This window comes from Candidatus Thiodiazotropha endolucinida, from assembly GCF_001715975.1.
Taxonomy (GTDB): Bacteria; Pseudomonadota; Gammaproteobacteria; order Chromatiales; family Chromatiaceae; genus Thiodiazotropha; species Thiodiazotropha endolucinida.
Window position 1 is genome coordinate 149,870 of the sequence record NZ_MARB01000003.1, and the last position, 21,030, is coordinate 170,899.

The window sequence follows — 21,030 nt, forward strand, 5'->3', positions numbered from 1 at the left end:
GCCGTATTTTAAGGATATTACTCCAACTATGGGAACAGGTAGACAGGAATGAGTGGACAACACACAGGCGAAAAAATTGTTCTGGCCAGCAACAATGCAGGCAAGGTTCGCGAAATCAACCAACTGCTTGCCAGTGAGCAGATCACGGTCGTCGCACAAAAGGAGTTTAATATTCCGGATGCGATCGAAGATGGACTCAGCTTTGTTGAGAACGCCATCAAAAAGGCACGTCATGCGGCAAGCCTGAGCGGGTTGCCTGCAATAGCCGATGACTCGGGTATCGAAGTGGATGCCCTGAATGGCGCCCCCGGCATCTATTCCGCCCGTTTCGCCGGCCCCGACTCGACAGACGAGGCAAATCTGCAGAAGCTGCTTGATCATCTCAAAGAGATACCCGAGGCGCAGCGCAGCGCCAGATTCCAATGCCTGCTGGTCTATATGCGACACGCCGAGGATCCGACGCCGATCATCTGCCAGGGCACATGGGAAGGGCGTATACTGCACCAACCGCGGGGAGAAAACGGATTTGGTTATGATCCGATCTTTTATGTCCCCAGCCATGACTGCAGTTCTGCAGAACTCGAACCGGAAGTGAAAAACAGCCTGAGCCACCGGGGACAGGCGCTTAAAAAACTGCTGCACGCATTGAGCGGCTAACCGCTGCGGCGCATATACGCTGCCGATTGTTTGAAAATTTTTGTGTCTTTTCCTGGCTTTTCCTGTTGGGAAGTGCCCCACTATCCTATGCTACAGGCTGGTCTGCCGCCTCTGCGGGAAAACGCGGACCAGGATTTCGCAGCGTGCGAAAAAATAAAGAATTCTGCGATCGCTACAACCCAACAAAGAGGACGTGATATAGCATCTTGAGGTTGCCTAAGCTTGAATTGTCGGCACATCGATCTGTCCAGCTTGCATCAGATTATTGACCACCGTACCGACAGGTTGCCGAATCACAGATCACATAATAAACCCCATAAAGGAGATATCACATGTCAGTCGCAAAAGTTACTGAAATCATCGCTTCATCCAATAAGGGTTTTGATGATGCCGTTACCAAAGGCATCAAACGAGCCAACAAGACACTGAAAAACATCAAAGGGGCCTGGGTCAAGGATCAACAGGTATCCGTCAGTAACGGCAAGGTCACTGAGTACCGTGTCACATTGAAGGTCACTTTCGTATTGAAAGACTGACCCGCTATCCGGTCGGAATTCCAGGGAGGAATTCACCGAAATGAATTTAGTCAACATACGATAGGAGAGTAGACAATGGGGCTGTTTGATTTCGCCGCAAATTTGGGGAAAAAACTGTTTGGCAAGGATGACGATCCTGCTGAAAAGATAAAGCAGCAGATCGAAGCGGACAACCCGGGCATCAAGGACCTGGATGTCAGTTTTGATGATGGCAAGGTGGTATTGTCAGGCAACGCTGATAGTGCCGAGGCCCTGGAAAAGACGGTCCTGATCGCTGGCAATGTTCAGGGTGTCAGTGAAGTCACCGCCGATGCTGTCACCGCACCACAACAACAGGCCAAGGTAGAGTACTATACGATTGAGAGCGGCGATACGCTTTCAGCAATCGCCAAACGCTTTCTTGGCAAGGCGTCCGATTACCCGAAAATCTTCGAAGCAAATCGCGAGGTCATCAAAGATCCCAACCTGATCTACCCCGGCCAGAAGATCCGTATACCGCTGGATTGATTCAAGGCGTCGATCAAGCGGTATCAACTAATTGGTTGAATCCCCGGCCTGCCGGGGATCGCCGATTCAGACCAACACCCCTGATCCCAATCTTTTTTGGGCCCGTTCACACGCATCCCAATCGGCCCTAGCCATAAACAATAGCCGGCAGCCAGGTTGCCAGTTGCGGCCAGTAGGCCAACAGACCCAGCATAACCAACTGAATCACTATGAACGGCGCCACGCCGCGGTAGATGGCGCCTGTGGTCACCTCCCTCGGGGCGACACCACGAAGATAGAAGAGTGCGAAGCCGAATGGCGGGGTCAGAAATGAGGTTTGCAGATTCAAGGCGATCATCACACCCAACCAGACCGGATCGAGCCCCATGGAGAGGAGGATCGGACCGACGATCGGTACCACAACGAAGGTGATTTCGATGAAGTCGAGGATGAAACCGAGCAGGAACATCACCAGCATGACGACCACCATGGCACCGATAACACCGCCCGGCAGATCGGTCAGCAGTTCAGTCACCAGTTCATCACCGCCGAATCCACGAAAAACCAGAGAAAAGAGAGAGGCGCCGATGAAAATCATGAACACCATGCTGGTGACCTTGGTGGTGCCGCTCATCACATCCTTCAGGGTCTTCAGAGTAAACTGGCGCTGGCCGATCGCCAGTAATATGGCCCCTATGGCACCGACGGAAGCCGCCTCGGTGGGTGTGGCCAGGCCGCCGAGTATGGAACCGAGCACAGCGACGATCAGTAGCAGGGGCGGCATCAGCACCTTGACCACCCGCATCAGGAGTTGCTGCTCCTGTTCCCGCTCAGCGCGGGGAATGGCGGGCACCGAATCCGGTTTGACGAAGGCGACGATGACCAGGTAGATAAGGTAGAGCATCACCAACAGCAGGCCCGGGATCATCGCACCAACGAACAGATCGCCAACCGAGACCGTATCCGGGGAAAAGATCCCCATGTTCAGCTGTGCCTGCTGGTAAGCGGCGGAGAGCACATCGCCCAGCAAGACCAAAATAATGGAAGGCGGAATGATCTGGCCGAGGGTACCGGCGGCACAGATAACGCCACTTGAAATCGCCGGATGGTAGTTGCGTCTCAGCATGGTCGGCAGCGACAGTAAACCCATCGTAACCACCGTAGCACCGACGATGCCGGTACTTGCCGCCAGCAACATGCCAACCAGGGTTACCGATATGCCGAGCCCACCCCGCAGCGGACCGAACAGGGCGGCCATGGTATCGAGCAGATTTTCCGCCACCCGGGAACGCTCGAGCATGACCCCCATGAAAACGAACAGCGGCACCGCGATTAATGTTTCGTTGGTCATGATGCCGTACAGGCGATTGGGCAGGGCCTGCAGGAAGGCATCGTCGAAATAGCCGTTCAGGCTGCCGAACCAGGCGAATGCCAATGCGGTGCCACCGAGGGAAAAGGCAACCGGATAGCCCAGCAGCAACACCAGACAGACCACCAGAAACAGTATCAACGGCAGATACTCAGCCATCGCTTCCCGTCTCCACCTCGTCAACCCGCCCCATCAGGCGTGAAAGACTGCGGATGACCGTACTGATTCCTTGAATCAGCAACAAACCCGCCATCATCAGAATCAGGCTCTTGAATAGATAGACCCCATCCAGCCCCCCGGCCTCTCTGGAACCCTCCCGTAGCGACCAGGACTGAACCACATAGTCCCAACTGATCAGAAAGATAAACAGACACACCGGCATCAATAGCAAGAGGCTGCCGAGCATATCGACCCATGCCTGTCTCTGCGGTGAGAAACGCTGGAAGAAGATATCGACCCGGACATGACCTTCATGTTTCAGGGTATAGGCGGCACCTACCAGAAACAGCGCCCCATGCATGAACGTGACCGATTCCTGCAGCCAGATCCAGCCCAGGTCGAAGACGTAACGCAACACCACAACGGCAAAGGTGACCAACACCATGAACAGGCTCAGCCAGGATACGGCCCGTCCCAGCCATTCATTGATGAGTTCGAAGAGCGAGGCAATCCGTTCGAGTAGCGATATAACGCCTTTCATGAAGTGTTTCGAACCGTTACCAGCGCATCAATATCCATTGCGGTACAGAAATGTTGGTGGGGTCGGTGGAACGGGAATCGAACTCGCCGTCACCATCCCGATCGACCATATAGTAGGGTGGGCCGGCGTCAGGCTGGACCTTTACCATATAGAGCTGGCCATTGATCCGGTACTCATAGATAGTCCCCTCCTCCCGCTTGATAATCGTCACTTCGGGTTCGATCACCTCACCGTCGACGACCAGTTCCGGCAGGGGCACCTCTGGAGGTTCAGGTACGCCCTGCTCCTCCGCTGCTGTTAATCCAGCGGAACTCAGCACCAGACTGAGCATCGCTGGAATGATCGCATAACTATGATTAGACATCTTCTCCCTCCTGGGAGGTGCATCAACTTCTAGCCGGCTATTCCCGGTAACACCGGAGACCCTCTATGCAGAGTCTATCAGCCACCGAGGTTAGAGTTCGAGCAGAATCTCCTGCTCCGCGGGCGAGGGTTCAAAACGGCGTGTCTCGTAATGGGCGAAAATCGCATCCACCACCTCTTTAGGTTGATTGCAGACCTGCACCAGATCGAGATCCTCGGGGCTGATGGTGCCCGCCGTACACAGGGTATCGCGGAACCAATCGAGCAATCCCTGCCAGAACGCCCCGTCAACCAGGATGATCGGAATCTTACGGGTCTTGCCGGTCTGAACCAGCGTCAGTATCTCCGCCATCTCATCCAGTGTGCCGAAACCGCCCGGGAGTACTACATAGGCCGATGCATGTTTCACAAACATCACCTTGCGGGCGAAAAAATGGCGGAAGTTGAGAGCAATATCCTGATAGGGGTTTCCGGCCTGCTCCATGGGGAGTTGGATATTCAGGCCGATGCTGGTGGATTTCCCCTCGAACGCCCCCTTATTCGCCGCTTCCATGATCCCGGGGCCGCCACCACTGACCACAGAGAATCCACTGTCGGACAACAGCCGTGCGATCTCTTCCGCCAGGGCATAATGGTGATGATCACGCGGGGTGCGTGCGGAGCCGAAAAAACTGACCGAAGGACTGATCTGAGCCAGCTGCTCAAAGCCTTCGACGAACTCCGCCATAATCTGGAATACCCGCCAGGACTCTCGGGTCAGCTGACGTTCATTGCCTCCCCTGGGGGTGCGGCGCCGGTCTCTTGTCATCGCCATCAGGTGTTCACTCGTTCTCGTTTTATACAGCGACATGAAATGCGCATCATAGCAAGCAAGCCACCCTGTTGAAATGGACCCCGTCACTGCGTAACCTTCCGTCTTCCGATATCAATCCCTCTAACCTGGACTACCTACAAGACTGCAACCCATGTCCGATCTCAATCCGCGTCAACAAGCGGCGGTCAACTATATCGATGGCCCACTGTTGGTGCTCGCCGGAGCGGGCAGCGGCAAGACACGGGTGATCACCGCCAAGATCGCCCATCTGATAAAACGTTGCGCAATCGATCCGAGATCTATCACGGCGGTCACGTTCACGAACAAGGCAGCAAGGGAGATGAAGCAGCGCGTGGCTGGCATGATAGGCCTCGAAAACGGCGCCGGCCCGGCCATCTCCACCTTTCACACCCTGGGCCTCAATATCATACGGCGGGAGTTGAAGCGACTGGATTACAAGGCCGGCTTCTCCATCTTCGACCAACAGGACAGCGACACCCTGCTCAAAGAACTGTTGCGTAAAGGGAACCTGGGAGATGAGTCTGAACTCAATACAATCCAGTGGGCCATATCGAGCTGGAAAAACGATCTGATAACCCCGGAACAGGCCTTGAGCGGCGCAGAGGACGATTTACAGGCCGGGAAGGCGCATCTCTATGCCGCCTATCAGCGAAACCTGAAGGCCTTCAATGCCGTCGATTTCGATGACCTGATCCTGCTGCCCGTGAGCCTATTTCGACAACATCCGGATGCCCTCGAAACCTGGCAGAACCGGATCCGTTATCTGTTGGTCGACGAGTATCAGGACACCAACCAGGCCCAGTATGAACTGGTCAGGCTACTGGTCGGTGTGCGTGCCGCGTTCACCGTTGTCGGTGACGATGACCAGTCTATCTATGCCTGGCGTGGCGCCCGCCCTGAAAACATGGCAAAGCTGCAGTCCGATTTCAGGCAATTGAAATTGATAAAACTTGAGCAGAACTACCGCTCCAGCGGACGTATCCTGCGTTCGGCAAACCACCTGATCAGCAACAATCCACATCTGTTCGACAAGCGGCTCTGGAGCGATCTCGGCCCGGGCCCGGAATTACGTGTGCTCGAATGCCGCAACGATGCGCATGAGGCTGAGAAGGTAGTCTCGGAGATCATCCATCTGAAATTCACGGCAAAGGCCGCCAACAACGATTTCGCGATCCTCTATCGCGGCAATCATCAGGCGAGGCAGTTCGAACAGGCGCTGCGCAGTCATAATCTTCCCTATTTTCTCAGCGGCGGCACCTCGTTCTTCGCACGTACCGAGGTGAAGGATGTCATGGCCTACCTCAGACTGCTGGCAAATCCCGACGACGACAGCGCTTTTCTGCGGATCATCAACACGCCACGTCGGGAGATAGGTCCCAACACTCTTGAAAAACTCAGCGCCTATGCCCGCCAAAGGGAAACAGGCCTGCTACCGGCCTGCCGCGAGTTGGGACTGCAGAGGGTGTTGAATCAGCGCACTTATGATCGCTTACAACAATTTAACCGGCTGATAGAGGCCCGCGCGAGGGAGGCCGAGAACAACCCGGTGGAGGCAGTCCGCGGCCTGGTGCGGGAGATCGATTACGAAGATTGGATCAGGGCCAACGCCAGCAGCGACAGCGTGGCGGACAGGCGCATGGAAAACGTCCACGATCTGTTGGAGTGGATCAAGGCCCTCTACAACGGCGATCTGCAGGAGAAAAGCCTGGAGGAGATGGTCAATCATCTGACCCTGATGGACCTGCTGGAGCGGCAGAATGAGGAGGAGCAGCAGGACCAGGTCCACCTGATGACCCTGCATGCCGCCAAGGGACTTGAGTTTCCCCACGTCTTCCTGGTCGGTATGGAAGAGGAGCTGCTGCCTCATCGCAGCAGTATCGAGGAAGATAACATCGAGGAGGAGCGCCGCCTGGCCTATGTGGGCATCACACGCGCACGACGCAGCCTGACCCTCACTTATGCCGCCAAACGCAAGCGTTTCGGCGAGATGGTCCCCTGCGAGCCGAGCCGCTTCCTGCAGGAACTACCCGAAGAGGACCTCAGCTGGGAGGGTCGCAACAGCCAGCTCAGCCAGGAGGAGAAGCAGCAACGGGGATCGGCCCACCTGGCGAATCTGAAATCCCTGCTCTCATAACCGACTGTATGAGGCCATTTTTTGATAAGCGCCCGCGAATAAACGCAAATGATATTATATTGCCACGCAGCCGCGTAGGGTGCGGCTTGCCGCACCATCACACAATTCTCACGATGGCACAGGCATATTTAGACGGTTGAAGGTGCGGCGAGCCGCACCCTACATGTAAAGAACATTCACGCTCATTACATTGTTCCCAGGCTCCTGTGTGGGAATGCATACCCCTGATTGAACGGCAGAACAAGATAGGGATTCCCACGGAGGACCGTGGGAACCAGAATAGCTGCCTTAGTGGGTGAGCACCCAGCTGACGATGGTGCGGATATTGTCATCGGAGATGTGGGCATTGGGTGGCATCGGCACCTGGCCCCAGGTTCCCACACCACCGCTTTTCACCTTATCCACCAGCATATCCAAGGCACCAGCATCACCTTTGTACTTGGCGGCAACCTCTGTGTAGGCGGGACCGACCACTTTGGTTGCGACCTGGTGACAGGCCATACAGCCGGACTGGGTGGCCAGGGCCAGCGCATCGCCACCTGCGGCGGGCGCGGCTTCTGCGGCGGACGCGGCTTCTGCGGCTTCAGCGGCGGGGGCCTCGGTTGCCGGGGCCTCTGCCGCAGGCGCTTCAGCGGCAGCGGACTGGGTTGCCGGCGCGGCAGCGGGTTTGGCCTCGCCCGCCACGCTCACCTTACCGATAGGGGCAATTCTTTCGAGCACATCCGCCCGCTCCTCGGCCATCAGTTGACTGGTTAGTCCCGCCAGGGCGATGAGGACAGACAGGGATACGGCTTTAATCTTCACGGGCTCTTCCTCCGTTGTTACTCTTGAGGCCAGTGGCCTGGGCTGTTCGCAAAACCCGACAATTATACCCACAGGCGGCAAAAAGTTCGAACCGACTCTATCCCGAGCTGTAATCTTTCTGATTTGGGGAGGTCGATTATGGGTTGGACGCCGCCGGCGCCTGTCGTTACACTACGCTTCCTATTCAGCGCCCGTAGCTCAGCTGGATAGAGTACCGCCCTCCGAAGGCGGGGGTCACAGGTTCAAATCCTGTCGGGCGCGCCATTTCCATCAAGGGACGGATATCCCCCGACAGCCGGCAAATCAGCGGAATCGGGCAAAAACCGCATTCAGTGTTACCTGTTCAGGATTATCCGAAAGTACCCATATTGGAGGCGGATTTGTTTAATAAGGGTGTATTTCTTGATGTGGGCTCGGTCGATCCTGGAGACATCGTCTGGTCGCCACTCAAAGCCATGACCCGCCATTGGGGCTGGCATCGGGCTACTTCACCCCAACAGACAATGGAACGGATCATCGATGCAGAGCTGGTGATCAGTAACAAGGTGGTGCTCGATCGCTCCCATTTAGCCGCCTGCCGAAATCTAAAGCTGATCTGTATCGCAGCCACCGGCAGCAACAATGTTGACCTTGAAGCGGCCGCCGAGCACGGCATCGTTGTAACAAACGTTACCGGCTATGCCACGCCCTCGGTGGTGCAACACGTATTTTCACTGATCCTCTCTCTCACGACTCAACAACAGTACTATCAGAGAGCTGTTGCAAGAGGCGACTGGCAGCGATCAAGCCATTTCTGTCTCCTTGACTACCCCATCCGGGAGTTGTCGGGTAAATGCATGGGTATCCTGGGCTACGGTGAACTGGGCCGAGGTGTGGACCGCCTGGCCAAGGCCTTCGGTATGAACGTGGTGGTGGCTCAACGACCTGGCAGCGAACCGGATCCCGACCGTATACCCTTGGATGAGCTTTTGCCCCAGGTGGATGTGCTTACACTGCATGTCCCCTTGGCACCGAACACCCGCAACCTAATCGGCGCCCGCGAACTGGCCTTGATGCAGCCTCATGCCCTGTTGATCAATACCGCCCGCGGTGGCATTTTGGATGAAGCAGCACTGGCGGAAGCATTGGTTAACGGCAAGCTTGGCGGAGCCGGAATAGACGTGCTTGTCGCGGAACCGCCGGTAGACGGTAATCCGTTGCTCAACCCTGAGATCCCCAATCTGATTGTCACGCCCCATATCGCTTGGGCCAGCCATGAATCAAGGCAGCGGCTGGTCGATGACGTGGCCGCAAATATCCAGGCCTTCCTGGCTGGTGAAATCCGCAATCGCGTCGTATAACACCGTCATTCTGAACCTGCACGGAGACCCGTCAGGTCAATATTATTATTTAGGATATCACCGTGCATAACCTGCACAGCCCGGGATCCGCATACATTCAGCCTTCGCTGCATCCTCTTGCATTGCGATGTTGTCAATATGCTTATACTTGGTGCAGATAAGCGGTTTTTCCTATCTAAACTTGGTATATACAACATTAGGGCCTGTTAACACTAATCCAATACGCCCTGCTGGGGCTGTTTTCGTGCCCAGCAAGGCAGAATGAGCGTAGTGTAGTTATTCTACATGAGCGAATGATAACGCCGCTGGGGGCGAAAACAGCCCCAGCCCTTCGGGTTGTGCCTGAAAAAGCGCCACTCGGCGTTGCTCGTCGCTCATTTGGAATCACCAAACCTCTCTCCTCGCGCCCCGAAGGAAGTGCCCTTGGGGTGCGCCTTGATTGGCGCTTTTTCAGGCACAACAGGGTGCATTGGATTAGTGTTAACAGGCCCTAGAATAAAAAGAACTGTTCCCCTACTTTGGTGAGAATGTGTGAACCTTCGATTCAGACTCAATCTTATCGTAACACTGGTACTGTTGATCATTCTTGTTATCAGTGCCATACAGGCGGTCAATAACGCACGGGAAAACGTCCGTGCCGAATTGGCGTCAGCGATGGTGTTTGCCGCGCATATGCTGGCGGCGGAGCTACGCCATGTTTATCAGACCGAGGAGCCCAGACAGCAACAGCCTGCTCCATTCAAGTTGGATCGGTTGGTAAATGTTCGTCATCTTCAGATCGCTTTTTACGACCTTCAGAACAACCTGATCGAAAGTAACAACATAACACCCCCGGAAAACAGCGACGCCACTCCTGACTGGTTCAAACAACTGATGCAGACAGCGTTACGGGATATAACCAAGAAACGACTGCCCGTCTATGTCAATACGACCAAACAGGGGGAGCTTGTCATCAGTCCGGAGCCGAACAGCGAAATTGCGGAGGCGTGGGAAGAAACCAAAATGTTGCTGACGATGATTTCTCTGGTATTCCTGGCTGTAAACATAATGGTCTACATTGTTGTATCACACGCCCTGAGACCGATTTCACATATCACGAAGGCTTTGTCCGACATTGAGTCGGGGCAGCTTGGAACGCGTCTCCCCATCTTCAAGCTTCCTGAAATGGCGGCTATCAGCCACAAGTTCAATACGATGGCCTCGACATTGCAAAGCAGCATCCGGGATAACCATCGCCTGACCCAGCAGATCATTTCCCTGCAAGAGGCAGAGCGAAAAAGTCTTGCGCAAGAGCTACACGATGAGATAGGTCAGCATTTGACGGCGATACATGTCGACGCATCTGTGATACAGCGATCCAAGGATCTATCATCCAGTATAAAAAGCGCCCAGGCAATCGATGAGGTTGCGTGCCAAATGATTGTGATTCTGAGAAGTATGCTAAAGCGCCTGAGACCCGGTGGTCTTGATGATTTAAGCTTCATTGAAGCGCTGCAAGAGCTCATTAAATCCTGGCAAGAGCGGCATTCACAGACAGATCTCACATACCGTATACAGGGGCAGTTCTCCGCACTTGACGAGAACGTTCAGTTGACCCTGTACCGCATTCTGCAGGAATGCCTGACAAATATCAGTCGTCACTCAAAGGCCGCTGGTATCAGGATTGAATTGGAGGAATGCACGGCAACTTATGAACTTGAGGTCGCAGATAACGGAGAGGGTTTCGACATGTCGGAGCAGAGACAAGGTTTCGGCCTGTCAGGGATGCAGCAACGGGTCAACAGTGTGAATGGTGAGATCGATATCATTAGCAGACCTGGAGAGGGTGTGATCATCCGGGTAAGCATCCCTAAGCAGGGAGAAGTCATGTGAGTCAGAGCATCAGCGTCCTGCTGGCGGACGATCACGTCGTAGTCAGATCCGGGCTGACCAGACTACTGGAACAAAACAGCGACATGATCGTGATAGGTAAAGCTGAGAATGGTGAGCAAGCCTACCGGTTATACAGTGAATCCATGCCTGATGTATTGGTTATGGATGTGTCGATGCCCGGCATGGGAGGGCTCGAGGCTTTGAGACGAATTATAGGACGTTGGCCCGACGCGAAGATTGTCATGTACAGCATGCATGAAAACACCAGCTACGCAATCCAGTCGATGGCAGCCGGCGCCATGGGATATGTCGCAAAATCAGGGCCTACAAACGATCTGATAAATGCCGTGCGGCAAGCGAGTATTGGGGAAAGTTTTTTGAGTACTGATATGGCTCAGAAAGTAGCCCTGCATAGTGAGTCCAGTGATGATGATCCCACGCGAAGACTGACAACAAGGGAGTTTGAAGTGTTCCGTCTGTTGGCAAAAGGCAAGACTGTTGAGGACATAGCCAGTCACCTGGATATTGGGCACAAGACCGTCGCCAATTATCAAACGAGCATTAAACAAAAGCTCGCTATTAACTCCCCTGTCGAGCTCGTTCGACTCGCAATTAGATATGGAGTCATACCGAAAGCGTAGATATCACTCCCAAATTATGCAGCTTTAATCAGGGCCGGTTATCAGGCCCTGGGGCATTAACGCCGAAAACCGGTTTCCATTGTAAAGAAATCCGGATTCAATGCACTCAGGGGTTCCCGCAGTTTTTCGATCTCGGAGGCAGGCGCATGAATCTCCAGCCGAGTAATATCAGCGATCTTCAGGGCCTGATCCAGCAGTGCGCTCACGTTATCGAGATGCGCAAGTATCCCCTCCGCATCGATATAGCCTTCGCGGCAGTGTGCCTGCATGCCATTGAAACTGAAACCGTAGTGCATGCATCTGGGTTCTGTCCTGGTTTTCTCCACAAACTGCTCACCAAGATCACGAAACTCATCGAGCTTTCCTTCGTGGATTTTGAAGTACGGGACCAAGGTACAGCAGGGATCGTTCAGTGCCATGGTTGTTCTCCTAAGATGGTTGTCGTCTGCTTATGCCTGTTAACAGGCCCTAATTATCCGCAATACCTCATCAATTCGGTGCGGCAAGCCGCACCCTACGTGGCTTATCCTTCGAAATCGTAACGCAGAGTCAAGCCGGCATAGACATCCCGGTCAGGCGCCGGTTCGAAATAGCGACCGCCAAAAGCGTTGATGCGCACATTGCCGTTGTATTGCTTATCGAACATATTATTCACACCGACGAAGGGTGAAATTTCCCAGGGTCCGATAAATTTGCTATAGCCGAGACGCAGATCGGCCACGGTATAGGAATCATTGGTGACGGTATTTGCATTGTTAGCGTAGATCTCATCCACATAGAGGGCGGTGAACTGGCTGTATATACCGTTGGGATGGGTATAGGTGAAATCGGCGCTGAGTAGATTTTCGGGGACACCGGGGATTACGTTGCCGCTGAAATCGTTGCCGTTGTCATCGATGAACTCATCAAACTCAAAGTCAGAATAGGTATAGGCCAGGGTGGCGATCAGATATTCCACCGGCTCGAACACCAACTGAGCCTCCAATCCGTTGCGTCTCGATTCACCTGCATTCTCATAGAATTCGGTATCATCAATTTCAAAAGGAACCAACTCGTCTGTGACATCCATCGTGAACAGAGCCAGGTCATAACGGACCTTGTTCCCCAACACGCCCTTGACGCCGATTTCGTAACTGGTGGCAACCTGTGGATCGAGCTCCTGGTTGAAGCCGGCACCGTCGGGATCACGCAGCTCGACGGCCGTGGGCGATTCGAAGGAGCGGGAAATATTGGCGTACAGATTAAGTCCGGGCCTGGGTGTGAAGCGCACTCCCAGGGTCGGGCTGAACTTACGGAAGCTGCGATCGCCGGAGTCGTCGCCATTACTGAGAAAGTTGTCATCCACATCGAAGTCAAGACGGTCGTAACGCCCACCCAACGTGAGTTCCATCTGTTCGCTGATGCTGTATTCGTTCTGTATGTAGAAGCCGATACTGTCGACCTGTTCGTCCTGATCCTGAATCTTCGTGCCCAGGCTGTCGCCTGCGAGCAGAAATCGCTTGCGCTCATCCTCCTGACGGTCCAGATCGATTCCCAGCGTGAGCCGATTGGCGTGTCCCGAGAAGGGAGCGGTATGGGTATACTGTACTCCACCGCCAAACGCAAAACGATCCAACAGAATGCCATGACCGGTCGCCCCGATAGGCAGACGGTTGGCAAGGTCGCGGGAGACGTAGTAGTTGCGCACGCGCAGCTCACCACGCTCACCCAGCGGCCTGTCGTAGACAAAACCGAGTCTGGTCTGCTCCAGCTTCTCGCCGGAATCGAGGCTGAGGTTGCGGGTCCATGCCTGGGTCGGATCCTCGTCGACCAGGGCCTCCGTCAGGCCGCCGGGATCGTCGGCCTGGGGTGAGTCGGTGTAGTTGAGCACGGTGGTGAGGCGGCCACCGCCGGTGAAATCGAAGCCGAACTTGCTGTTGAGGGCGCTGAGCTCGGTGGCGCTGTGTTCCCGATAGCCGTCATAACTCAGATCAGAGATATTGAGCAGATAGTCGAAGCGTTCATGCTTGCCGCCAAACTTGAGTTGGTGTTTCTGAAATCCATCTTCGCCAACGGTTGGGCGAAAGGAGATGAAGGGGGTTTCGGGCGGCTCCTCGGACTCGATCAGCAACGCACCTCCCGAGGCGTTGCCATAGAGGGCGGAGACGGGTCCGCGGATCACCTGCATGTTACCGATTGAACCGCTATCGATACTGTCCACGTTGGCCTGACCGTCCGGCAGGGTTTCGGGGATACCGTCCACCAATACCTTGATGCCGCGGATACCGAATGCGGAGCGGGCACCGAAGCCGCGGATGGAGACACGCAGATCCTGGGCGAAATTGTAGCGGTTCTGCATGAAGATACCCGGCACCTTGGCAAGAGACTCGTCCAGACCCAGCTGCGGCTCGGCAAACTGGATCTCCTCCTGCTGCACAATGCCGACAGCTGCCGGCACAGTCTCCAGTGATTTTTCGACCCGCGTAGCGGTGACCGAGATGTCGTCCAGGGCGGTCGCCCTGCCGGCTTCATCGGCAATGACGACGCTGAATCGGGAGGCAATGAGTATCAATACGGCCGGTACTAGGGTTTGACGAACATCAGGCATCGTGATTGACTCCGATAGAATGGACGGTTTGTATATCCTTATAAATAATCCAGTTGTCTTAGAGCTGCCAAGGGATATTTTCCCGACAACTACCGGCCGGGGGTTCCCATGACCCTGACACATCGACTGATACTGCTGGTGATCGCAATCGTCATGAGCATGCTCGCCAGTGGCGCCTACTATGCGATTGACGCCACGCGCGACAATATCTCAGACGAGATCAAGTCGAGTGCCCGCCTGACCATGCAACTGCTGACCGCAGCCCTGATCAGCGGCACCGCCGAGAACCAACCGGCGGAGCAGCAGATCCTGATCAGCCATCTTCAGCGACTGAACGATATCCGCCACCTCAACATCGCAGTGGTACGTGGAGACGGCACGATCATCTATCCCTTCAGCGAACGCCAACAGGCACGCCAACTGAGTGTGCCCGGATGGTACATCGATCTGGTGAAACCGCCGCCGGCGGAGTATCGCAAGCGAATCGCCAGCCCGCTGATCGGTACCAGCGAGATCGTTATCCTGGCCGATCCCACCGATGAGATCCAAGATGCATGGCGGGAAGCACGCTCGATCGTGCTGCTCATCGTCTCCTTCACCTTCCTCTGCATCATTCTGATGGCCATCATCATCCGCCGCTCGCTGCAGCCGGTAAACGAGATCAGCACCGGCCTTGGAATCATTCAGTCGGGGGACTATGCCGCCCGTCTGCCCCATTTCAACCTGCCCGAACTCAATCGCCTGTCTCAGCAATTCAACCACATGGCGCAGGTGCTGGATGAACAGCAGAGGGAAAACCGGCAGCTGAACAAGCGGCTGCTGTCGGTACAGGAGTCGGAGCGTCGCCACCTGTCCCGGGAACTGCACGACGAACTGGGACAATCCATCAGCGCCATCAAGGCGATGGCGGTGACCCTCAAGCTGCAAACCGACGGAGAACCGGAGAGTGCCGATGCCATCATCGGTGTCTGTAACCATATGTATGGCGTGGTACGGGACATGATGAACCGCCTGCGGCCGGTAGCCCTGGAGGAGCTGGGGATGGTAACGGCAATCGAGCGGTTGGTGGACGGCTGGAACGACCGCCAAGAGGAGTGTTTCTGCGCCCTCACAATCAACAGCAACTTCGATGGGGTAGACGAGGATACGGCGATCACACTCTATCGCATCGTGCAGGAGGCACTGACCAATGTGGCCAAGCATGCCGCCGCGGAAAAGGCCGAGATCCGACTCGAACGGGATGCAAACGGTTTGATTGCATTGTCTATACGGGACGATGGTGATGGCTTCGACCAAAGCAGCAGACATAAGGGCATGGGATTGCTGGGTATGCGTGAGCGGGTCGAGGCGTTGAATGGGAAAATCTCCCTTGCCAGTGAGCCTGATCAGGGTGTATCAATTGATATCCATCTACCCTTCACCCAGAAGACCGACTGACAGAGGCAATTGCAGATGAATCCAATCCGGGTACTGTTGGTCGACGACCATGCGGTGGTACGGGCAGGCTACCGCACCCTGCTCGACGGCATACCTGACATCAAGGTCGTCGCCGAAGCGGAGCGGGGTGAAGAAGCCTGTCAGCGTTTCGCCGAGCTACTTCCGAATGTCGTGGTGATGGATCTATCGCTACCCGGCATCGGCGGTCTTGAAGCGACCCGCCGTATCATCGCCCGTGACAGCGAAGCGGCCATACTGGTATTCAGCATGCACGACGACACAGCCTTTGTGGAAAAGGCGCTGGCCGCTGGTGCAAGGGGTTATATCACCAAGAACAGCGCCGCCGAGATCATGGTCGATGCAATTCGCGCGGTGGCCTCGGGCCAGGCCTTCATCGATCATGAACTGGCACAGAATCTGGCCCTGCGCCGGGCTGGCGGAGGCGGGGAGATATTCGATTGCCTGACCACCCGTGAATTCCAGATTTTCAACCTCCTGGCCCACGGTAAGACACCGTCAGAGACCGCCAGCGAACTGGCGTTGAGTTATAAGACCGTGGCCAACTACACCACCCAGATCAAGCTCAAACTCAATGTAAAGACCTCCACAGAACTGGTACACCTTGCCATTCGGCATGGGATCATCGACCCGGTCAGCGAATAGTTTCGATTGCTCCGCAAATGAACGCAAATCTTACTTTTTACGTGTAGGGTGCGGCTCGCCGCAGCGTAAACCTAAGTACGCTCGCACCATGTCCATGCCAGCGTTTTGGTGCGGCAAGCCGCACCCTACATCTGTCCAAATACAGATCCAATGCGTGAACTTGCTGACAATGTTTAACGGTGTCACGTGTGACACTGTTCAAATTTGTTCTTTTTTGGTACGGGAAAATTTCCCGAAATCCCGAGAAAAGCTCCTCTTCAACTCAAGGCCTGAAGGGCATATAAATTCTCTCAAAGCAATCGACAAAAAGTGAGAAAAGACCATGTACGCCGTTCTGCTTCGACAGGCAAACCACAAGAGGTTGCTGTTCACCGCCTCCCTCGTCCTGACGGGCTCCGGGACAGGGTGGGCGGATGAACGCTTACCATCGATCGATGTCATCAGCACCACCCCGCTGCACGGGGTCGAGATCGAACGCACCCGTCTGCCGATGCATACCGAGATCGCCACCGATGAAGAGATAGAACGGCAGCAGAGTCTCGATCTCTCGGAGTTTCTCAACCAGCGGTTCGGTAGTGTCTTTCTCAACGAGGCGCAGAACAATCCCCTGCAGCCGGACCTGCTTTATCGGGGTTTCGTCGCCTCTCCCCTGATCGGACTGCCCCAGGGCATGTCGGTCTACATGGACGGGGTGCGGATCAATGAGCCTTTCGGTGATACCGTCAACTGGTCGGTGATTCCCGAGTCCGCCATTGCGGGAGTCAACCTGATGGCGGGCTCCAACCCCCTGTTCGGACTCAACACCCTTGGCGGTGCCCTTTCGGTGCAGACCAAGAACGGCTTCACCCACCCAGGCGCCGAGGTTGAGGTATCGGGCGGTTCCTTCGACCGCTACACGGCCCAGGCCAGCATCGGCGGCAACCGGGATAACCTGGGTTACTTCTTCACCGGCAACTACTTCGACGAGGATGGCTGGCGCGACTACTCCCCATCGGAGTCGAAACAGCTGTTCGGCAGCCTGGCCTGGCAGGGTGAAACAGGTTCTCTCGACCTAAGCCTGAGCCTCAGTGACAGCGAACTGATCGGTAACGGAGCCTTACCTGAGGACCTGCTGGAGGAGGATCGGGAGGCGATCTTCACCCGCCCAGACATCACTGAACAGGAGGCGACACTCCTGCGCCTTGGCGGTCAGCGTGAGCTGGGTGACGAGATCGTCCTGGAGGGTGCGATCTATTTCCGCAACAGCCAGATCGACACCCTCAACGGCGATGACTCCGACTTTGAAGAGTGCGAAGAGGAGGAGAACGAAGGCTTTATCTGCGAAGAAGAGGAGGGGGGAGAGGAAGGAGAAGAGGAAGAGGAAGAAGTTGTTTTAGACCGGAACGGCAATCCCATCGTTGCGGATGACGATGTGGAGGGTGGTACCGTGAACCGCTCGAAGAGCGATCAGGATACCTTTGGCTTGAGTCTGCAGACAGCCTTTTTGCAACCCCTCGGCGGTCGCGACAACCAACTCATCATTGGCGTGGCGGCGGATCGCAGCGAGGTGGATTTTTCTTCCGATACCGAGCTCGCCAGCCTCGATGAGAGCCGTCAGGCAATCGGTAGCGGTATCTTCGTCGAGGAGAGTTTCACCGAGGTGGAGACCGAGACCAAAAACCTCTCCTTCTATTTCACCGACACCTGGTCTGTCAGCGAACAGCTGGCACTGACTCTCTCCGGTCGTTGGAACAAGACAGAGATCGAGCTGCGTGACCAGTTGGGCACAGCACTCAACGGCGACCACAGCTTCACCCGCTTCAACCCGGCCCTGGGCCTGGCCTACGACATCAACCAGGGAGTCAATTTCTATGCCGGCTACAGCGAATCGAATCGTGCCCCCACCGCCATGGAACTGACCTGCGCCGATCCTGAGGATCCCTGCCGGTTACCCAACGCCTTCCTCTCCGATCCGCCCCTGGAGCAGGTGGTGGCAAAGACATGGGAGGCCGGTCTGAGGGGGTCTATGCCTGGGTTGAGTTGGCACGTAGGACTGTTCCAGACCACCAACGATGATGACATACTTTTCATCAGCGCCGGCGCCCTGACCAACGAGGGCTTCTTCGACAACGTGGGTGAAACCCGACGCCAGGGCCTTGAACTAACCCTCAACGGCAGCCTGGCCGACAATCGCCTCGACTGGTTTCTCAGTTACACCCGTCTCAAGGCCAGCTTCGAGGAGAATCTGAGCATCGCCAGTCCCAACAATCCCTTCGCGGTCGAAGGCGAAATCGCAGTGAGCTCCGGAGACCGACTTCCCGGGCTGCCAGAGAACCTGCTCAAGGCGGGAGCGACCTACCGGGTGACTTCGAACTTCTCCCTTGGCGCCGATCTCCAATACAGTTCCGATATCGTGTTACGTGGCGATGAGGCCAACCTCGATGATGAGATCGACGGCTACACCCTGATCAACCTGCGGGGTGAATACCAGGCCACTGACAACCTCAAGCTGTTCGCCAAGGTGGACAACCTGTTCGACAAGGAATACGAAACCTTCGGCCTCTATGGCGAGGCCGACGAGGTACTGGGCGACGACTATGAAAATCCCCGATTCCTCTCACCCGGTTCGCCAAGGGCGGTCTGGGCAGGGGTCAGATACAAGTTTTATTGAAGGATCTGCGCTTTGCTTAGTGAATAGAACTTTTTATCCTCGGTGTGGGCCGGCTGATCGTTTTGGGTGAGTGGACCTAAGGGTCTACATCAGGCATCATCCGAGCGTGATCCCGGCCCTTGTTTTTTCCCGGGCTCGAGCCGGAGGCTGCGTGGAGTTCCTAAAACAATATCTCGATATTTTTGTCTTTGGTCTGCTCGGCCTGATGAGCTTCGTCATGGTCTGGTTCGTCATCGAACGCTACCTCTTCTTCGCCCGAATCAGTCTCGCCGACTATGACCACCCTGACACCCTCAATATTGCGCTTACCGCGCACCTGACGACCATTGCCTCCATCGGTGCCAATGCACCCTACATCGGCCTGCTCGGCACGGTACTGGGGATATTGATCACCTTCTACGACCTGGGTCAGGGCGGCAATATCGAACCGGCGACGATCATGCTCGGACTGGCCCTGGCATTGAAGGCTACCGCCATGGGGCTGGTGGTGGCGATTCCGGCGATCCTCTTCTACAACGCCCTGCTGCGCAAGGTCGACGTCATCACTGAACGTTGGAAGCGTTTACAACGATCATGAAACGCATCGACACTGTCAACGTCATCCCATTCATCGACATCATGCTGGTGTTACTGGCGATTGTGTTGACCACCGCGACCTTTATCTACCAGGGCAAAATCACCCTCGACCTGCCCGAGGCTGATCACGCGGAAACGCTCAGTGATCCAGAGGGCGTGGAGATCGCCATCGACGCCGGGGAACAGATCTACTTCAATCAAACTGCCGTAGACAAGGAAACGCTCGGGGAGCGGCTAGGTACGCTCTATGAAAATACCCCGATCATCCTTTATGTGGACAAATCGGTACGCTTCGAGCACTTCGTGACTGTCATCGATCTGCTCAAGGCGAACAATCTGGAGACGCTCTCTATCGTTGCGCGCGGCGATCGATGAGTACCCATACACCGGCATTCCTCATCTCCGCCCTGATCCATCTGGGATTGTTGACCCTGGTATTGACCGGTGTCGCCCAGCTACCCAGCGATAGCGCCGCGGAAACCCGGCTGGCAGTGCGCCTGGAGATGTTTCAACCACCCCCTCCTCCACCCGAACCCGAGGCCGAACCTGAACCGGAGCCTATCCAGGAACCAGAGCCCGTTGTGGAGCTAGAACCGGAGCCCGAACCGGAGCCTGAAGTGGTCGAGCCACCACCGCCGCCGCCAAAACCCAAGCCAGTACCGAAACCCAAGCCAGTACCGAAACCCAAGCCCATGCCTGAACCTAAGCCCAGGCCCAAACCACCGCCAGTGGAGCAACCCATTGAACCGCTAAAGCAGACACCGCTACCGGTCGCACCTGCCGTCGATATGGGCCTGATCCGGCGCCTCGAGGAGGAGTACAAGGCCGCACTGCGCAAGGCGATCGAAAACAACAAAGGTTATCCCCGCCGGGCCGTGCGCCTGCGTCAGGAGGGTGAGGTGTTGGTGGGTTTTACCGTCCGCCGGGACGGTGTCATCGGGGCCCTGCGAATCGTCGAGAGTTCAGGCAGCAAATTGCTGGATACGGCCGCTCGTCGAGCGGTTGAGAAGATCAGCGGCAGATTGCCCTTTCCCGAGGAGTTTAAACGTGATCAATGGGAGTTCACCATTCCCATCAACTATGGACTCCGTTGAACTGCCGCCAAGCATATCTCGATCCAGGGTAGTCGCAGAAAAAATGTTTGAAGTTAACTTTAATTTCATTATGAGTTTTAGCCGCACCAGCAGGAGAACAGTGTAAAATAGAGGATTAATGAACATGCGGAGATCAATCACTGGACTTGGCTAAACAGGGCATCTACCCTTTCCGGGGTCAGGGTCGGCCCATACTCTTCAAAGGATAGATGAAGAGATTGACCCTGATTGGAACCGGCAATTTGAATCACCGGCCGCGGCTTTATTGTCCCCGCGTCTTACGCCA

Annotated in this window: 20 protein-coding genes and 1 tRNA gene; 14 read left to right on the forward strand and 7 right to left on the reverse strand. The window is 55.5% G+C overall.

Going from position 1 to position 21,030, the window contains the following annotated elements:
- The first annotated feature begins 48 nt into the window (after positions 1-48).
- The 3 genes from CODIS_RS03335 to lysM all read left to right on the forward strand — a co-directional run bounded on the left by CODIS_RS03335 (position 49) and on the right by lysM (position 1,700).
- Positions 49-657: an XTP/dITP diphosphatase gene (locus CODIS_RS03335; RefSeq protein WP_069121310.1), complete on the forward strand. Its 609-nt coding sequence runs from the start codon at positions 49-51 to the stop codon at positions 655-657.
- Between the two features lie 332 nt (positions 658-989).
- Positions 990-1,193, forward strand: coding sequence for a dodecin family protein (locus CODIS_RS03340; protein ID WP_069121311.1), 204 nt, complete (start codon positions 990-992; stop codon positions 1,191-1,193).
- Between the two features lie 75 nt (positions 1,194-1,268).
- Positions 1,269-1,700, forward strand: coding sequence for a peptidoglycan-binding protein LysM (lysM, locus tag CODIS_RS03345; protein ID WP_069121312.1), 432 nt, complete (start codon positions 1,269-1,271; stop codon positions 1,698-1,700).
- Between the two features lie 127 nt (positions 1,701-1,827).
- Here lysM and CODIS_RS03350 read toward each other — a convergent pair whose 3' ends face one another.
- The 4 genes from CODIS_RS03350 to CODIS_RS03365 all read right to left on the reverse strand — a co-directional run bounded on the left by CODIS_RS03350 (position 1,828) and on the right by CODIS_RS03365 (position 4,919).
- Entirely contained in the window at positions 1,828-3,207 is a 1,380-nt protein-coding gene (locus CODIS_RS03350) for a TRAP transporter large permease (protein WP_069121313.1), read from the reverse strand.
- A complete protein-coding gene (locus tag CODIS_RS03355) occupies positions 3,200-3,748 on the reverse strand; it encodes a TRAP transporter small permease subunit (RefSeq protein WP_069121314.1) in 549 nt (182 codons plus the stop codon). Before CODIS_RS03355 ends, CODIS_RS03350 begins: the two co-directional genes overlap by 8 nt.
- A 16-nt stretch (positions 3,749-3,764) precedes the next feature.
- Positions 3,765-4,112, reverse strand: a complete 348-nt coding sequence (locus tag CODIS_RS03360) for a DUF2782 domain-containing protein (protein ID WP_069121315.1) — start codon at positions 4,110-4,112, stop codon at positions 3,765-3,767.
- 90 nt (positions 4,113-4,202) lie between these two features.
- A complete protein-coding gene (locus CODIS_RS03365; protein WP_417903649.1) occupies positions 4,203-4,919 on the reverse strand; it encodes an LOG family protein in 717 nt (238 codons plus the stop codon).
- 157 nt (positions 4,920-5,076) lie between these two features.
- On the opposite strand from CODIS_RS03365, the gene rep reads away from it, so the two are divergent.
- Positions 5,077-7,080, forward strand: a complete 2,004-nt coding sequence (rep, locus tag CODIS_RS03370) for a DNA helicase Rep (protein ID WP_069121316.1) — start codon at positions 5,077-5,079, stop codon at positions 7,078-7,080.
- 288 nt (positions 7,081-7,368) lie between these two features.
- Here rep and CODIS_RS20380 read toward each other — a convergent pair whose 3' ends face one another.
- Positions 7,369-7,884: a c-type cytochrome gene (locus CODIS_RS20380; protein WP_235615117.1), complete on the reverse strand. Its 516-nt coding sequence runs from the start codon at positions 7,882-7,884 to the stop codon at positions 7,369-7,371.
- Positions 7,885-8,071: 187 nt separating this feature from the next.
- Between CODIS_RS20380 and CODIS_RS03380 the strand changes: the two genes are divergently transcribed.
- From CODIS_RS03380 to CODIS_RS03395, 4 genes are all read left to right on the forward strand, one after another.
- Positions 8,072-8,148 (forward strand) — tRNA-Arg (locus CODIS_RS03380).
- 116 nt (positions 8,149-8,264) lie between these two features.
- Positions 8,265-9,224 (forward strand): 2-hydroxyacid dehydrogenase, encoded by a 960-nt coding sequence (locus CODIS_RS03385; RefSeq protein ID WP_069121491.1) that lies wholly within the window; start codon positions 8,265-8,267, stop codon positions 9,222-9,224.
- A 531-nt stretch (positions 9,225-9,755) separates the two neighbouring features.
- Entirely contained in the window at positions 9,756-11,096 is a 1,341-nt protein-coding gene (locus CODIS_RS03390) for an ATP-binding protein (RefSeq protein ID WP_069121317.1), read from the forward strand.
- The gene (locus CODIS_RS03395) at positions 11,093-11,737 is read left to right on the forward strand and encodes a response regulator (protein WP_069121318.1); all 645 of its coding nucleotides are present in this window, start codon (positions 11,093-11,095) and stop codon (positions 11,735-11,737) included. Before CODIS_RS03390 ends, CODIS_RS03395 begins: the two co-directional genes overlap by 4 nt.
- Before the next feature lie 56 nt (positions 11,738-11,793).
- Here CODIS_RS03395 and CODIS_RS03400 read toward each other — a convergent pair whose 3' ends face one another.
- Together CODIS_RS03400 and CODIS_RS03405 are read right to left on the reverse strand one after the other, a co-directional pair.
- Complete coding sequence (locus CODIS_RS03400) at positions 11,794-12,156, reverse strand: putative quinol monooxygenase (protein ID WP_069121319.1); 363 nt, start codon at positions 12,154-12,156, stop codon at positions 11,794-11,796.
- Positions 12,157-12,260: 104 nt separating this feature from the next.
- Positions 12,261-14,324, reverse strand: coding sequence for a TonB-dependent receptor family protein (locus CODIS_RS03405; RefSeq protein WP_069121320.1), 2,064 nt, complete (start codon positions 14,322-14,324; stop codon positions 12,261-12,263).
- A 108-nt stretch (positions 14,325-14,432) separates the two neighbouring features.
- On the opposite strand from CODIS_RS03405, the gene CODIS_RS03410 reads away from it, so the two are divergent.
- The 6 genes from CODIS_RS03410 to CODIS_RS03435 all read left to right on the forward strand — a co-directional run bounded on the left by CODIS_RS03410 (position 14,433) and on the right by CODIS_RS03435 (position 20,744).
- Positions 14,433-15,761, forward strand: coding sequence for an ATP-binding protein (locus CODIS_RS03410; protein ID WP_069121321.1), 1,329 nt, complete (start codon positions 14,433-14,435; stop codon positions 15,759-15,761).
- 15 nt (positions 15,762-15,776) lie between these two features.
- Positions 15,777-16,424, forward strand: coding sequence for a response regulator (locus CODIS_RS03415; protein ID WP_069121322.1), 648 nt, complete (start codon positions 15,777-15,779; stop codon positions 16,422-16,424).
- 322 nt (positions 16,425-16,746) lie between these two features.
- Entirely contained in the window at positions 16,747-19,074 is a 2,328-nt protein-coding gene (locus tag CODIS_RS03420) for a TonB-dependent receptor (protein WP_069121323.1), read from the forward strand.
- A gap of 151 nt (positions 19,075-19,225) precedes the next feature.
- Complete coding sequence (gene exbB, locus CODIS_RS03425) at positions 19,226-19,651, forward strand: TonB-system energizer ExbB (protein ID WP_069121324.1); 426 nt, start codon at positions 19,226-19,228, stop codon at positions 19,649-19,651.
- On the forward strand, positions 19,648-20,025 hold the full coding sequence (gene exbD, locus CODIS_RS03430) for a TonB system transport protein ExbD (RefSeq protein ID WP_069121325.1): 378 nt from the start codon (positions 19,648-19,650) through the stop codon (positions 20,023-20,025). The genes exbB and exbD overlap by 4 nt, the downstream gene beginning before the upstream one ends.
- Complete coding sequence (locus CODIS_RS03435; protein WP_069121326.1) at positions 20,022-20,744, forward strand: energy transducer TonB; 723 nt, start codon at positions 20,022-20,024, stop codon at positions 20,742-20,744. Before exbD ends, CODIS_RS03435 begins: the two co-directional genes overlap by 4 nt.
- The last annotated feature ends 286 nt before the right edge of the window (positions 20,745-21,030 follow it).

What these genes read in the sequence shown, in the direction of transcription:
- exbD (WP_069121325.1), top strand. Translation starts at nt 19,648, where the DNA reads ATGAAACGCATCGACACTGTCAACGTCATCCCATTCATCGACATCATG.
- CODIS_RS03350 (WP_069121313.1), bottom strand. Translation starts at nt 3,207, where the DNA reads ATGGCTGAGTATCTGCCGTTGATACTGTTTCTGGTGGTCTGTCTGGTG.
- CODIS_RS03400 (WP_069121319.1), bottom strand. Translation starts at nt 12,156, where the DNA reads ATGGCACTGAACGATCCCTGCTGTACCTTGGTCCCGTACTTCAAAATC.
- CODIS_RS03355 (WP_069121314.1), bottom strand. Translation starts at nt 3,748, where the DNA reads ATGAAAGGCGTTATATCGCTACTCGAACGGATTGCCTCGCTCTTCGAA.
- CODIS_RS03410 (WP_069121321.1), top strand. Translation starts at nt 14,433, where the DNA reads ATGACCCTGACACATCGACTGATACTGCTGGTGATCGCAATCGTCATG.
- lysM (WP_069121312.1), top strand. Translation starts at nt 1,269, where the DNA reads ATGGGGCTGTTTGATTTCGCCGCAAATTTGGGGAAAAAACTGTTTGGC.
- CODIS_RS03340 (WP_069121311.1), top strand. Translation starts at nt 990, where the DNA reads ATGTCAGTCGCAAAAGTTACTGAAATCATCGCTTCATCCAATAAGGGT.
- CODIS_RS03360 (WP_069121315.1), bottom strand. Translation starts at nt 4,112, where the DNA reads ATGTCTAATCATAGTTATGCGATCATTCCAGCGATGCTCAGTCTGGTG.
- CODIS_RS03335 (WP_069121310.1), top strand. Translation starts at nt 49, where the DNA reads ATGAGTGGACAACACACAGGCGAAAAAATTGTTCTGGCCAGCAACAAT.
- CODIS_RS03365 (WP_417903649.1), bottom strand. Translation starts at nt 4,919, where the DNA reads ATGACAAGAGACCGGCGCCGCACCCCCAGGGGAGGCAATGAACGTCAG.
- CODIS_RS03405 (WP_069121320.1), bottom strand. Translation starts at nt 14,324, where the DNA reads ATGCCTGATGTTCGTCAAACCCTAGTACCGGCCGTATTGATACTCATT.
- CODIS_RS03415 (WP_069121322.1), top strand. Translation starts at nt 15,777, where the DNA reads ATGAATCCAATCCGGGTACTGTTGGTCGACGACCATGCGGTGGTACGG.
- CODIS_RS03420 (WP_069121323.1), top strand. Translation starts at nt 16,747, where the DNA reads ATGTACGCCGTTCTGCTTCGACAGGCAAACCACAAGAGGTTGCTGTTC.
- CODIS_RS03435 (WP_069121326.1), top strand. Translation starts at nt 20,022, where the DNA reads ATGAGTACCCATACACCGGCATTCCTCATCTCCGCCCTGATCCATCTG.
- rep (WP_069121316.1), top strand. Translation starts at nt 5,077, where the DNA reads ATGTCCGATCTCAATCCGCGTCAACAAGCGGCGGTCAACTATATCGAT.